Source organism: Taylorella asinigenitalis MCE3 (assembly GCF_000226625.1).
GTDB classification, from domain to species: Bacteria; Pseudomonadota; Gammaproteobacteria; order Burkholderiales; family Burkholderiaceae_B; genus Taylorella; species Taylorella asinigenitalis.
On sequence record NC_016043.1, the window covers coordinates 1,506,054 to 1,520,407 of the forward strand.

12 protein-coding genes are annotated in these 14,354 nt (G+C 39.3%); 5 read left to right on the forward strand and 7 right to left on the reverse strand.

Annotated elements, in window-relative coordinates:
• Positions 1-10: 10 nt before the first annotated feature.
• From mlaE to dprA, 3 genes are read right to left on the reverse strand one after another with little or no spacing between them, the layout of a single operon-like run.
• Positions 11-742 (reverse strand): lipid asymmetry maintenance ABC transporter permease subunit MlaE, encoded by a 732-nt coding sequence (gene mlaE, locus TASI_RS07120; protein WP_266105244.1) that lies wholly within the window; start codon positions 740-742, stop codon positions 11-13.
• A gap of 37 nt (positions 743-779) precedes the next feature.
• A complete protein-coding gene (locus TASI_RS07125; RefSeq protein WP_028884369.1) occupies positions 780-1,604 on the reverse strand; it encodes an ABC transporter ATP-binding protein in 825 nt (274 codons plus the stop codon).
• Positions 1,605-1,637: 33 nt separating this feature from the next.
• Positions 1,638-2,765 carry a DNA-processing protein DprA gene (gene dprA / locus TASI_RS07130; RefSeq protein WP_014112091.1) on the reverse strand — a complete coding sequence of 376 codons (1,128 nt, stop codon included), beginning with the start codon at positions 2,763-2,765 and terminating at the stop codon, positions 1,638-1,640.
• Positions 2,766-2,880: 115 nt separating this feature from the next.
• Here dprA and def point away from each other — a divergent pair, with 115 nt between their 5' ends.
• On the forward strand, positions 2,881-3,393 hold the full coding sequence (def, locus tag TASI_RS07135; protein WP_014112092.1) for a peptide deformylase: 513 nt from the start codon (positions 2,881-2,883) through the stop codon (positions 3,391-3,393).
• On the opposite strand, the gene TASI_RS07140 is transcribed toward def, so the two are convergent.
• Positions 3,390-4,112, reverse strand: a complete 723-nt coding sequence (locus TASI_RS07140; protein ID WP_014112093.1) for a YggS family pyridoxal phosphate-dependent enzyme — start codon at positions 4,110-4,112, stop codon at positions 3,390-3,392. The two genes, def and TASI_RS07140, sit on opposite strands and share 4 nt — an antisense overlap.
• A gap of 92 nt (positions 4,113-4,204) precedes the next feature.
• Between TASI_RS07140 and TASI_RS07145 the strand changes: the two genes are divergently transcribed.
• From TASI_RS07145 to msrAB, 3 genes are all read left to right on the forward strand, one after another.
• The gene (locus TASI_RS07145) at positions 4,205-5,488 is read left to right on the forward strand and encodes a hemolysin family protein (protein ID WP_044978165.1); all 1,284 of its coding nucleotides are present in this window, start codon (positions 4,205-4,207) and stop codon (positions 5,486-5,488) included.
• Between the two features lie 97 nt (positions 5,489-5,585).
• Positions 5,586-7,424, forward strand: a complete 1,839-nt coding sequence (gene glmS, locus TASI_RS07150) for a glutamine--fructose-6-phosphate transaminase (isomerizing) (RefSeq protein ID WP_014112095.1) — start codon at positions 5,586-5,588, stop codon at positions 7,422-7,424.
• Positions 7,425-7,436: 12 nt separating this feature from the next.
• The gene (gene msrAB, locus TASI_RS07155) at positions 7,437-9,011 is read left to right on the forward strand and encodes a bifunctional peptide-methionine (S)-S-oxide reductase MsrA/peptide-methionine (R)-S-oxide reductase MsrB (protein ID WP_014112096.1); all 1,575 of its coding nucleotides are present in this window, start codon (positions 7,437-7,439) and stop codon (positions 9,009-9,011) included.
• Between the two features lie 138 nt (positions 9,012-9,149).
• Here the strand turns inward: msrAB and ssb (TASI_RS07160) are convergent, their stop codons facing one another.
• The 3 genes from ssb (TASI_RS07160) to TASI_RS07170 all read right to left on the reverse strand — a co-directional run bounded on the left by ssb (TASI_RS07160) (position 9,150) and on the right by TASI_RS07170 (position 11,385).
• The gene (ssb, locus tag TASI_RS07160; protein ID WP_014112097.1) at positions 9,150-9,653 is read right to left on the reverse strand and encodes a single-stranded DNA-binding protein; all 504 of its coding nucleotides are present in this window, start codon (positions 9,651-9,653) and stop codon (positions 9,150-9,152) included.
• Positions 9,654-9,715: 62 nt separating this feature from the next.
• Positions 9,716-10,117 (reverse strand): single-stranded DNA-binding protein, encoded by a 402-nt coding sequence (gene ssb / locus TASI_RS07165; protein WP_014112098.1) that lies wholly within the window; start codon positions 10,115-10,117, stop codon positions 9,716-9,718.
• A gap of 80 nt (positions 10,118-10,197) precedes the next feature.
• Complete coding sequence (locus tag TASI_RS07170; protein ID WP_014112099.1) at positions 10,198-11,385, reverse strand: MFS transporter; 1,188 nt, start codon at positions 11,383-11,385, stop codon at positions 10,198-10,200.
• A 57-nt stretch (positions 11,386-11,442) separates the two neighbouring features.
• On the opposite strand from TASI_RS07170, the gene uvrA reads away from it, so the two are divergent.
• Positions 11,443-14,313 carry an excinuclease ABC subunit UvrA gene (uvrA, locus tag TASI_RS07175; protein ID WP_014112100.1) on the forward strand — a complete coding sequence of 957 codons (2,871 nt, stop codon included), beginning with the start codon at positions 11,443-11,445 and terminating at the stop codon, positions 14,311-14,313.
• The last annotated feature ends 41 nt before the right edge of the window (positions 14,314-14,354 follow it).

The window sequence follows — 14,354 nt, forward strand, 5'->3', positions numbered from 1 at the left end:
ATCCGAACACCTATGTAAACATTACAGCAGTAAGCAAGAAATCAAGTCCAAGCACACAAAGCGAAGACTTGACGACAGTATGAGTAGTAGCTTTTGCTACGCCCTCTGGGGTTGGAACTGAATACCAGCCCTCATATAAAGCAATCAACATGGCGGCTACACCAAAGACGAAACTTTTGATAACACCATTTAATATGTCATGAACTATATCGGTACCAGACTGCATCTGTGACCAAAAAGAACCTGAATCAACGTCAATTAATACGACCCCCACTACCCAGCCACCAATTACACCAATAGATGAAAAAATAGCAGCCAATATAGGCATGGCAATGGTACCGCCCCAAAATCTAGGCACAATAATTCGATTAATTGGATTTATACCCATAACATCCATTGCGGCTAATTGTTCACCTGATTTCATAAGCCCAATTTCAGCAGTTATTGCAGTTCCTGCTCGTCCAGCGAACAACAAAGCAGTAATTACTGGTCCTAATTCACGGGTAAGTGCCAATGAAACCACCAATCCCAAAGAAGACTCAGATCCATACATGGATAAGGTATGGTAGCCTTGAAGACCTAACACAAAGCCTACAAACAACCCAGAAACAGCAATAATAATTAGAGAGTGATTACCTATAAAATGAAGCTGTTCAATAACTAATGATGGTCGTCTTATACTAGTGCCTATTCCTAAGAATATGGCCCACATAAATTTAGCAAAAGCACCCGCAGCACTTATGGCTGCGATAATAAAAGCTCCAAATCGAGAAATTAAGTTAAACACCCAGTTTCTCTCCTCTGGACTTGTACCACATATCAAAACTATCTGTCATTGGATATTCAAAGACAACGGGCCCATCAGGTTTGCCATATAAAAATTGATTAACATAATCATCACTTGATTCACGTAGTTGATCGGGGGTACCTTCAGCTATAACTCTACCCTGACCAATCATATATACATAATCAACAATAGCAAATGACTCCTCAATGTCGTGAGTAATAAGTATGGAGCCGCAATTTAAACGGTCCGCTGTATCCCGAATAAGCTTAGCCGTCATACCAAGCGATATAGGGTCCAACCCTGCAAAGGGTTCGTCATAAAGAATTACTTTAGGCTCTAAAATAATCGCTCGAGCAAGTCCAACCCTGCGAGCCATACCACCAGAGATTTCAGATAATTTAAGATGTGCTGCAGTCTTAAGACCAACAGAATCCAAAGTCATAAGAACCTTTTTAAATATCTCTTTTTCGTTATCTTTCGTAAGCTCTCTTAATGGAAAAGCGACATTATCGTAAACATTAAGATTTGTAAAAAGAGCCCCATGTTGAAATAGAACCCCCATTTGCTGACGTAATTTGTCCAGTTTGGCTTTAGAAATATTATTAAGGTCTTGGCCAAATAGAGTAATATGCCCAGCCTGTGGTTTTAATTGCCCAGTAGCAGCTCTAAGAATAGTAGTTTTGCCCGAGCCAGATCCACCGATTAAAGCAATAATCTGTCCTTTTTGTAAACGAACATGCAAATCGGAAATGATAACATTAGGACCATAACCCAAAGTAACATGATCAAATTGTAATAAGGTCTCTGAATCCGACACGTTCTTTAAATCACTTAAATAAAAACTGACATTTTAACAATTTATTGCTTTCTGGTAGTTACCATTAGAGAGCTTTGTAATTCTGCCCTCAATTTCCCAATTAATTAAATTCTCTATAGCTGCATCTATGGGCATGCCTAAAGAGTACACTAAATCACTTATTGTAAATTCGTGATAACCTATAGAGTCAAGAGGGTGATGCACATTTCTTATTTCAGAGTGTCCCAAAAGATCTGATTCCTTAATTTTGCCATCGCCCCAAGCTATATTCTTTATAACAAACTCAGCAGTATCAGCAAGCATCGCACCTTGTTGTATCAAGTTATGACAACCTTTATGAAAATCAGTAAGAATCGAACCAGGTACAGCAAACACATCTCGCCCATTTGTCATAGCTAGTTCAGCAGTATAAAGAGAACCACTCTTCTTAGCGGCCTCTACAACTACAACTCCGAGGGACAGTCCCGCAATAATTCTATTTCTAGCAGGAAAATGAAAATTTTTTGGTTCAGTACCCAAGGCATATTCAGAAATTAAAAGACCTTTTTGTGCAATTTCTTCTGATAAAGATTCATTTTCTATGGGGTAAGTTATATCTAGTCCACATCCCATCACAGCTATAGTACTCATATCAGATGTACTACTTAAAGCACCAATGTGAGCATTAGAATCTATTCCTCTAGCCATACCACTTACAACACAAAATCCACTGTTTGCAAAACCTTTAGCAAAACTTCGTGCCGTGAAATTCGAGTGATACGTTGACTTACGTGAACCTACTAGGGCTATGCATGGTTTGCTTATTGTTTCTCTTTTTCCGCGTAAATATAAAAGTACTGGTGGATCTGGAATTTTTTTAAGCAATGGTGGATAGTCCGAATCGAAAATACTTAATATCTGATTATGTTCTTCTTCAAGCCAATCCAGTGTTCTATTTAGCTGGCTATGGTTAAAGCGATTTTCTTGATGTATTAAGGTATAAATATCTCCCCTATAGTATCCACCAGATGCTTTAAATAAACTTAACGCAGAATTAAATTCAGACTCTTGAACCTCAAATACTTTATGTGCCTCCTTAAAATGTTTGATTAAGAAAAAAATTAGTTTCGATGGTAACTCATCAAATAATGAGAGCTTTATAAGAGATTTTGTGTTTTGCATGTGAACTCAAAAAATCCCAGTATAAGAATTAACGCAGATTCATTTAAGGGGGTGGAAAAATTTGTCCATAATGAGTTTTTACTATAATTAGCTATTCATAATTTCATTTTTAACTATGGCTTTATTACCTATTCTTAAGTATCCTGACCCTCGTTTAAAAAAAATAGCTAGTGATGTTGAAGTCGTTGACGATTCTGTTCGAAAAATTGTTGAGGATATGGCAGAAACGATGTATGCATCAAATGGTGTTGGACTGGCGGCCACACAAGTTGATATTCATAAACGCATAGTTGTGATTGATGTGAGCGAAGAAAGAAATAACCTACTCGTATTAATTAATCCTGAAATTACTTGGTTTAGTCCAGAAAAAATTGTGCATGAGGAAGGCTGCCTTTCTGTTCCAACAATTTACGATAATGTTGAACGATTTTCAGAGGTGCGAGTTAAGGCCTTAGATTTAAACGGCAAAGAATTTGAACTAAAAGCTGATGGGCTATTAGCGATTTGTATTCAACATGAACTTGACCACTTAATGGGTAAAGTTTTTGTAGAAAAACTGTCGGCCTTAAAACTAAATCGAATAAAAACTAAGATTAAAAAAATGCAAAGGGAAGAAAGTAAAAACTAAATTCTCTCAGACATACCTTGTTTATAATCACGGTCACCGAAAATTGCGGTTCCAATTCGAATTTCAGTGGCCCCTTCCTGAATTGCAATTTCAAAATCTCCACTCATACCCATAGATAATTGTGGCAATGCTAAACCTGTAATATCACGGCAACGCTCCGCCAACTCTCTTAAGTCAGAAAAGCACTTACGAACTGCATCTTGATTTGAAGTATTTTCCGCAATCGTCATAAATCCTTGTAGATCTAGAGTTTGTATACCTGATTCTTTTAATTCATTTAAAAATTTAGGAACTTCGCTAATTTCTAGACCAGATTTCGTCTCCTCAGGACTTGTTTTTACTTGTATCAAAGCTTTAATTGATTTCCCAGCGGATTGAAGACGGTTATCCAAGGCTTTAGCTAATTCGATACGATCTAAAGATTGAATCTCTGAAGCATAAGTAGCAACTTCTTTAGATTTATTAGTTTGTAAATAGCCGATAATCACCCACTTTAATTGATCGTATTCTTCAAGTTCGATTGCTTTTTCCTTTAATTCTTGAGCCTTATTTTCTGCGAACCTGTGATATCCCAAATCGATGGCCATTTTAATGGTATCAGTGGAAAACGTTTTTGTAACTGGCAATATATTTACTGACCCTGGCTCTCTTCCAGCTTGCTTACAGGCTTCGTTTACTCTTTGCTCTATTGCACGAAAATTATCTGCTAAAAAAGTCATAATAAATCCTCGAATCAAAAAAATTAAAAAATGTAATAATTTAGCCTTAAAATGAAAAACCTTGTTTTTAAAATGGTGGTGGCACCAACTATATGATAGATATATTAATAATCTTATTTCTAACCTTCATTAATGGCATATTCGCCATGTCCGAAATCGCAGTAGTGTCATCCAAAAAAACACGCCTTCAAAAACAAGCAGAAGATGGAAAATTATCAGCAAAAGCTGCACTAGCACTTCAACATGATCCATCAAGATTCCTATCTACAGTTCAAATTGGTATTACCTTAATAGGAATTTTTTCGGGTGCTTTTGGTCAAGCTTCTTTAGTTTCAAAGCTGACTCCAATTTTAACGCCTATTTTCGGCAATTTTGCCAGTGAAATATCTTTAGCAATAGTAGTTATATCAATTACTTTCTTATCGATAGTTTTTGGGGAGTTGGTTCCCAAACGACTTGCGATTCACTATCCGGAGCGCATTGCCAACTTAATATCGCGGCCTATGACCATACTATCAAAAGCCGTTGCTCCATTTGTGTGGATTCTTTCTTTTAGTACCAACCTTGTTTTAAAACTAATCGGTATATCAAAAAAAGAAGAAAACAGTTTGACCGAGGAAGATATAAGTGGCATTTTGCATGAAGGGGCTTCGGCTGGTTTATTTGAGAAAACAGAACACAATATCGTGGAACGGGCACTTAGTCTTGATGACAGGCACATTGCCTCCATAATGACTCCTCGAAGTGAGATTCATTATATTGATATTAATGCACCATTGAGTGATACCCTAAATACTATTGCAGATAGTCCGTATTCAAGGTTTCCTGTGGTCGACGGGCAGTTAGATAATGTTTTGGGCATAGTTGATGCGGGTTCTTTATTTGAGCAGCAAATTCGTGGGCAAGAAACTGATATCCGCAAGACAATGAAGCCTGTTAAATTTGTTCCCGAAAACATAAGTGCCATGGATTTATTGGAATCATTGCAGGAACATAAATCTGAAATTGCTGTGGTCATAAATGAATATGGCGAAGTTGAAGGTGTTGTTACACTAAGAGATATATTGACTGTATTGGTAGGCCATACTATTCCAGTTAATGAAAATGAAATGCTAGATGCAGTCCAGAGAAAAGATGGTTCATGGCTTATTGATGGCACGATGACTCTTGAGAGATTTGAGGAAATTTTTGATCAAGATTTAGAGGAAGCAGGAGATGAAGACTCGCATTATCACACAGTTGCAGGCTTTATCATGCATAAATTGGGCCATATTCCTAGAGAAACTGAATCGGTTGAATGGAACAGCTATTATTTTGAAGTAGTTGATATGGACAAGCATAGAATCGATAGGGTATTGGTTAAGATTCAAAATTAACGCAATAGAATTACAAATTATTTCATGGGGTAGGCTGGTGGTCTACCCTTTTTCGTATAATTTATTACCGTTTTATTAAGCGTAAGTGGAGAGCAATATGTGCGGCATTGTGGGTGGCGTTACAGAAAGTAAAGATGTAACTTCAATCTTAATTGAGGGGCTTAAAAGGCTTGAGTATCGAGGATACGATTCATGCGGGGTTGCAGTAATACAAGACGGTGAACTACGTAGATCAAGAAGCACCCAAAGAGTACAAGAACTAAAGTTGCAAGTCGAATCTGATGGGCTGCATGGAAGCGTAGGCATTGCCCACACAAGATGGGCTACGCATGGAGCTCCTGAAACTTATAATGCTCATCCTCATTTTTCGCTTAAAGACGGAGTACCATTCATTGGCATAGTACATAACGGGATTATTGAAAACTATGAATCCTTACGTAACGACCTTACCCAAAAGGGATTTGTATTTGAAAGCCAAACAGACACAGAGGTAATCGCCCATCTGATCCATTCTTTGTACGAAGGGGATATTTATGAGGCCGTAAAAAAAGCTTGCAAATATCTTCAAGGTGCTTTTGCATTAGCTATTGTTTCGAAAACCGAACCCAATGTTTTAATAGCGGCTAGACGTGGGTCGCCTCTTGTAATTGGTTTGGGAGATGGACACAAAGCTAATTACATTGCCTCTGATGCACTTGCCCTCTCAGGTGTAACTTCTAAAATCATTTATCTTGAAGAAGGAGATATAGCAAGGGTTACGAAAGATTCAATTGAAATTGTCGATGAAGATTTAAACCCTGTCGAACGCGAATTTCATAACATAAATGCCTACACGGCTTCAGCTGAATTAGGGCCATATAGCCACTATATGCAGAAAGAAATATTTGAACAACCACGTGCAGTATCAGACACATTGCAGGATATTGAAAATATTAATCCGTCTTTATTTGGTGAAGGTGCTGAAGAGATTTTCAAACGTATAGATAAAATTCTAATCTTAGGATGTGGAACTTCTTATCATGCTGGATTGGTAGCGAAATATTGGATTGAATCTATAGCGAAAATACCTGTGTCTGTAGAAATTGCGTCTGAATATCGCTATCGTGACAGTGTTCCAAGCCCTAACACTCTTGTTATTACAATTTCTCAATCTGGAGAAACGGCAGATACTATTGCGGCCTTAAATCATGCAAAATCTCTTGGCATGGAAGACACTCTTACTGTTTGTAATGTGGCTACTTCGGCCATGGTTAGAGAATGTAAGCTTAGATTCTTAACAAGAGCCGGAGTTGAGGTTGGTGTCGCATCTACAAAAGCATTTACCACTCAATTAGTTGGGCTATATCTTTTGACAGTGTGTTTGGCTCATATTAAGGGACATGTTTCGCAACAAGATCAAGAAAATTTCATTAAGCAGCTGCGTCATTTGCCAGTTGCAATCTCATCGATTTTAGCTCTAGAGCCACAAATAATCGCATGGGCCGAAAAATTTTCTCCTCGTGAACATGCATTATTTTTAGGGCGTGGTGTTCACTACCCTATAGCAAAAGAAGGTGCTTTAAAACTAAAAGAAATTAGCTATATTCATGCTGAAGCATATCCAGCAGGAGAATTAAAACATGGACCTCTTGCACTTGTCACAAGAGAGATGCCAGTCGTGGTCATTGCCCCCCATGACAAACTATTAGAAAAACTTAAATCAAACATGCAAGAAGTCAAAGCACGTGGCGGTCAATTATATGTGCTTGCAGATTCCGATACGCATATTGTTCAAGCTGATGGAATGCATGTAATTCGAATGCCTGAACATTATGGGCATTTATCGCCGATTCTTCATACTGTGCCTTTGCAATTATTGGCTTATCATACGGCCATTGCCAGAGGTACAGATGTAGATAAACCTAGAAATTTAGCAAAAAGTGTAACCGTTGAATAAAGAGACTTACCTATGGGTAAATTTTTGAAAGTTTTATTTTCTGTGTTCTTAGTGGCTGCAACTCAGATTGCTTGCTCACAAGCAAAATCTAATAGCACACTATCGCAACTAAAGGACGTGGACAACAAAAGTTTTAATATTGATTCGTCAAAACCAACACTAATTAAATTTTGGGCTAGTTGGTGTCCATTATGTTTGGGTGAACTGCCAGATGTAGAAAATTGGTATAAGGATGAAGCATTTAAAGGAGTTAATCTCGTGACCATTGCCTCCCCTTCATATCTATCAGAAAAAAAGGAAGAGGCCTTTAAAAATTGGGCCAAGCAATCTGGTATATATAAAAGTGGAAGCTTCCCAATATATGTAGATCCTAAGGGTTCACACGCAAAAAAATGGGGCATAAAGGTCTACCCTTCATGGGTGCTTTTAGATAAAAATCAACAAGTTCAAAGAATTATCAAAGGAAGCATTTCTAAAAAACAAGCATTAGCACTAATAAACAATAAGGATGCAAATTTAATGGAAACCGAAAAAAAATACTATAAAGAATCAAATAACGGAGAAAGCAAAATACCTCTACGCACAGAGACAATTTATCTTGCAGGGGGCTGCTTTTGGGGCGTTGAAGCTTACTTTCAAAAAATACCTGGCATAGTGGATGCCGTATCAGGCTACGCAAATGGCAATGTTGAAAACCCTCATTATCGTTTGGTCACAACTGGCACCACTGGATTTACAGAAACCGTAAAAATTACATACGATATCGATAAAATCGGTATACAAGAGATTCTTGCACATTACTTTAGGATTATTGATCCTACAAGTTTAAATAAGCAAGGTAATGATAGGGGCACGCAATATCGTACTGGTATTTATTACGAAAAACCTGAATACAAAGAGATTGTCGCTAAGGCTTTGGAAGACTTACAGAAAAAATATTCTGAACCAGTAGTCGTAGAAAATATGCAATTGAAAAACTTCTACATGGCCGAGGAATATCATCAGGATTATCTTATCAAAAATCCAAACGGATATTGCCATATTGATTTAAGTTTAGCGGACAAACCTCTTGAGGGAGTTAAAAAAATGAAAAAGGGATTCGATGAGGCTTCATACGTAAAACCGTCAGACGAGGAATTAAGAAAAACATTGACACCTGAACAATATCGTGTGACTCAAGAGGAAGGTACTGAGTTCGCATTTAGCCATGAATACGACAATTTATTCGAACCTGGTATCTACGTGGATGTTGTAAGTGGAGAGCCCTTATTTAGTTCAGATGATAAATATAATTCTGGATGCGGTTGGCCAAGCTTCTCTAAACCAATTGAAGACGATAATATTCACGAGAAAAAAGATTTCAAAATCGGATATCCACGTACTGAAGTTCGCAGTAGTGCCGCTGACTCGCACCTTGGTCATGTTTTTAATGACGGTCCTAAGGAATTGGGTGGCCTTCGTTATTGCATAAATGGAGCTAGTTTGCGATTCATTCCTTATAGCGAAATGAAAGAGCAAGGCTATGAAGAATGGATGGATAAAGTTAAACCAATCAAAGGCGGTGCTACCGAAGTAAATAAAAAATAATCGCACATTAATAATGACTAGGGGGCCTATTGAAGGCCCTTTTTTATATATTTATGCATTCTTTAATAAAGTTCGAATAACTATTTCCGTTAGAGTCTAATTCCAGTAAAAAACCCACATAAAAGTGGGTCATAAAAATTAGAATGGAAAATCATCTACTACAAAATCAACATCCGAATGAGAAGAACCTACATTCGGGGCATCAGGTCTAGTAGAGCTTGAACCTGTGCCATATCCAGTTCCTGAAGATCTGCTAGGCCTTTGATTGCTAGTAGATTCTCTTGAGTAACCGCTGCTACTATCAGAATCACCCTTACTACCAAGCATCTTGAGAGTTTCAGCGATAATGTCAGTAGAGTATTTTTCTATGCCATCCTTATCTTGATATTTATTAGTTTTAAGACGCCCTTCCACGTAAACTTGAGCACCTTTTTTAAGATAATCTCTAGCTACTTCAGCAGTGCGTCCGAAAAACACTACTCGATGCCACTCTGTTTCTTCGCGGCGCTCTCCAGTATTTCTATCATTCCAAACTAGGTTGGTACCAAGACTAATCCTAGTCACTACTCTGTTATCCTGACCAGTTCGAACATCTGGATCATTTCCCAACCTACCAATAAGAATAACTTTATTTACTGTCATAAGAGCACCTTGAATTTGATTATTTAGTAATTTTAACGGTAAAAAATCAAAAAAGCGTCGAATTAATTTGCTTCAATCATTTCGATTTCTTCCTCCCCTTCTGCCTCATGACCTCCATTATCCTGACTAGGTGGGCGATTAAGCATAAGCATAGTATTCGCATAGATTTCGGTGATATATTGATCATTTCCATCTTCGTCCTCCCATTTCCTGTTTCTTAGACGTCCCTCTATATAAACATGACTTACTGTTTTAAGAAATTTCTCAGCCAAATCCGCAAGGTATCCGAACATAATTACGCGATGCCAGTCGGTGCGTTCATGACGTTCTGAATTTTCCTTATCCGTCCAAACCACAGAGGTGGCAATGCTTAGTGTCGCTACTTTTGTATTATTTTTATTCGTACGTATTTCTGGATTACGGCCAAGATGACCTATAAGAGTTACTTTATTTAAATTTGCCATGATATCTCCTTAAAAAGTAATAGCCTTATTAGATTAAGAAGATAAAGCTTGATTTTTAAGGGGCTGGATAAAAAAGTCTATTAGGATTTAGACGCAGAGAACTTGCTTGAGAATGCCACTACAAGCCATGATGCATAAAGTAATGCAATTAATAAAAAAAGTGATACTTCACTGTAGTATTGAAGAACATAACCGCCTACAAAACCGCCAAAAGCCACACCAATGGCTTGAGCCATGTTATAAAGCCCCATAGCCAATCCCTTATGCTCAATAGGCGTTACACGTGAAACCATAGAAGGAATCAAAGCCTCGATAACATTAAATGCCGTAAAAAATACCGTAAGCAACGCAGCCGTCCACCAAAACGAACTCAGATTCACTGCCCAAAGCAATGCTATCGCTAATAACAATAAAACGCTAGCTATCAACCCCTCTTTATGCTTATAACGTGTCTCTATGCGAATTATGGCAGGAATCATTGCGACAATAGCAATAAGAATAACCGGAAGATAAACGGTCCATAAATTCCCGACAGCAATGCCCATTCGTCCTAGCAAATCGGGCATAAGCACAAACAAAGCCATAAGAGAGGCATGCAGAACAAACATGCCATAATTAAGACGCATCAACTCAGGAGAAAAAAATACGCTCGCAATAGATGCATTGGACATGGACTTCGTACTCATATCTACCACTGGAGTAAGCAAGGTGGCAATGCCTATGCATACTATCCCTAGTCCTGTAATCACCCAAAATAGCCCGCTCAATCCAAGATATTTAACCAATAATGGCCCAAGAACAAGCGATAGTGCAAAAGATAAACCGATAGAAGATCCTACCATAGCCATGGCACGTGTTCGAACTTCTTCGCGAGTGGCATCAGCCACCCAAGCTGTGATAGCCGCAGATACGGCTCCAGCCCCTTGTATGGCCCGTCCAATCATTACTAAATGCAACGAATCAGCAAGTGCACAAATGGCTCCACCAATTACAAAAAGTGAAGTGCCGATAATAATAATGGGTTTTCTACCATATCGATCTGACAAAAATCCAAATGGCAACTGCATTATTGCTTGTGTAATGCCGTAAATTCCAATGGCGAGCCCGACTAAGGATTTTTGATCACCGCCTTCTAATTCAACAGCGGCAGCAGCAAAGACTGGGGTAAGAAGAAATAACCCGAGCATGCGAATAGCAAATAAAAATGCCAGTGAGGAAGATGTTTTTTTCTCAAGGGATGTAAAGGAAACTTTACTTTCTTTAGGCATATTTACTGGGTTAAAATGATAAATTAGTCGTAAATTTTAGCAAAGCTTTTTGGGGATATGAATAATTTCATTAGAATTCGTGGGGCTAGAACTCACAATCTAAAGAACATATCGATCGATATACCTCGAGAAAAATTCGTAGTAATTACGGGTGTTTCTGGATCTGGTAAGTCGTCGCTAGCATTTGACACCCTATTTGCTGAAGGACAAAGAAGGTATGTTGAAAGCCTCTCCCCATATGCTCGTCAATTTTTACAGCAAATGGGCAAACCTGATGTGGACTTGATAGAGGGTCTTTCGCCTGCTATTGCTATTGAACAAAGGTCTGCTAGCCAAAATCCTCGCTCTACAGTAGCAACGACAACCGAGATACATGATTATTTGCGCCTACTTTATGCACGAGTAGGCACCCCATATTGTCCCGATCATCATATTCCTATGATAGCCACGACTGTAACTGAGATAGTCGATATGATACTGAGTCAGGCGAATGAAGATAAGATTATGATATACGCACCCATTGCCACAGGGATTACGGGAGCTCAGGGTATTTCTGATCTGAAATCTAAAATCGCACAATTTGTATCTCAAGGGTATATAAGGGCAAGGCTAAACGGAGAGACTTATCTACTGGAGTCATTGCCACCTCTATCTGAAAATGAGATATATGATCTGCAATTAGTTGTGGATAGGCTTCGTGCAAAACCTGATAATAAGCAACGCTTAGCCGATAGTTTAGAGATGGCTTATGAACTCTCAGGGGGGCGACTTATTGTAGAACGCGATAACGGCAAGGAAACGACTGCCGCTATTTATTCGAGCAATTTCTCCTGCCCTATGTGTGAGCGGAATATACCTGAGCTAGAGCCTAGGCTTTTTAGCTTTAATAACCCGGTGGGGGCTTGTCCGCATTGCAAGGGGCTTGGGCAGCTTGATGTATTTGATGAGCGGAAAGTGGTGTCATTGCCATCGCTAAGTATTAACGGTGGGGCTATTGCGGGATGGGACATGCGAAACAGTTTCACTCGAAGCATTATGAGCAGTTTAGCGGATCATTACGGCTTTAGCTTAGATATACCATATGAAGAATTGTCGGCACAGGTCCGCGAAGTTCTTTTGCACGGATCTGGAGATGAAAACATAGGTTTTGCTTATCTTGGGCAAAATGGTCGAACAAGCATTCAATATCATCCTTTCGAAGGGATTATGCCTAATTTGCTTAGGCGTTGGGAAACGACCGATTCTTCAAACGTTAAAGAGGCTTTAGGCAAGCTTCGCACTAATACAGTTTGTCCAAGCTGTCATGGTTCTCGATTAAGGGAAGAGGCACGATTCGTAATGCTTGGAGATCAAAAGCGTGAAGATTCAGAGAGCATGAAGGGCCTAGGAATCTATGAGATTGAGGGGCTATCTCTTGTTGATTGTTTAAGCTGGTTTAAGGAACTAAAACTTGAAGGTGCGAAGGGAGACATTGCCACCCCAATGCTGCGGGAAGTTGTGAATCGCCTTCAGTTTTTAAATGATGTAGGTCTATCATATCTATCGCTTGATCGGCGGGCAGACACCATCTCGGGCGGAGAGGCTCAGCGCATCAAGCTTGCTTCGCAAATCGGGTCGGGCCTATCGGGTGTGATGTATGTTTTGGATGAGCCTTCAATTGGTCTTCATCAACGAGATAATGAGAAATTAATTCGCACTTTGCAAAATCTTCGTGATATTGGAAATACAGTAATTGTGGTCGAGCATGACGAGGACATGATTCGCGAGGCAGATTGGATTATCGATATGGGGCCAGCTGCTGGAGAACATGGTGGACTCGTGATTTCGCAAGGTACTTTCGATGAAATACTGGCTGATAATGCATCTGTGACGGGTCAATATTTAGGCGGTAAGGTGAGCATGATCTCAAGTGAGGCTCGTGGGCTGGATGAAGAACAAAAATGGCTTAAATTCACTGGCTGCCGAGGAAATAATCTGAAGAATATCGATGTGCAGATTCCGCTAGGGCGATTCGTATGCTTTACGGGAGTTTCGGGCTCAGGGAAATCGACTTTGGTAAACGAGACCATTGCCACCACATTAGCGAGAAAACTAAATCGAGCACAGGCTGAATCTCAACCATTCGACGAAGTGCATGGACTCGAGTTCTTGGACAATGTAATAGTTGTAGATCAAAGCCCAATTGGACGAACGCCAAGAAGTAATCCTGCGACATATGTGGGCGTTTTTATAGCGATTCGAGAACTTTTTGCATCTACTAAGGACGCCCGTCAACGCGGATATGATGCGGGCCGCTTCTCATTTAACATTAAGGGCGGGCGATGCGACGTGTGCGATGGGGACGGCATAAAAAAAGTGCAGATGCATTTTTTGCCGGATATGTATGTTAAATGCGAGGCCTGTGATGGTACGCGATATAACCGTGAGACGCGTGAAATTTATTATCGCGGGAAAAACATAAGCGATGTGCTTGAGATGACCGTAGAGCAAGCAGCCGAATTTTTTGCGAATATTCCTAAGATTTCAAATAAGCTTTCGACATTAGTTGAGGTGGGACTTGGGTATATCAAACTTGGGCAAAGTGCGACCACATTATCAGGCGGTGAGGCTCAACGCGTGAAATTGGCCCTGGAACTATCTAAGCGAAGTACAGGGCGCTCTGTTTATATTTTGGATGAGCCTACTACTGGATTGCATTTTTCTGATATTGATCAGCTGCTTCGTGTTTTGCAAAAATTTGTTGACAGCGGAAATACTGTGATTGTGATTGAACATAATCTTGATGTTATTAAGAATGCCGATTGGATTATTGATCTCGGTCCAGAAGGTGGCAATGGTGGCGGCCAAATCATCGCATTTGGTACTCCTAAAGATATCGCAAAACATCCTAAGAGTGAGACAGGAAAGTATTTGGCTAAATTGATTTAGGTGTTAAGTTCTGATTTATAATTATCAGAACTTAAGAAGGT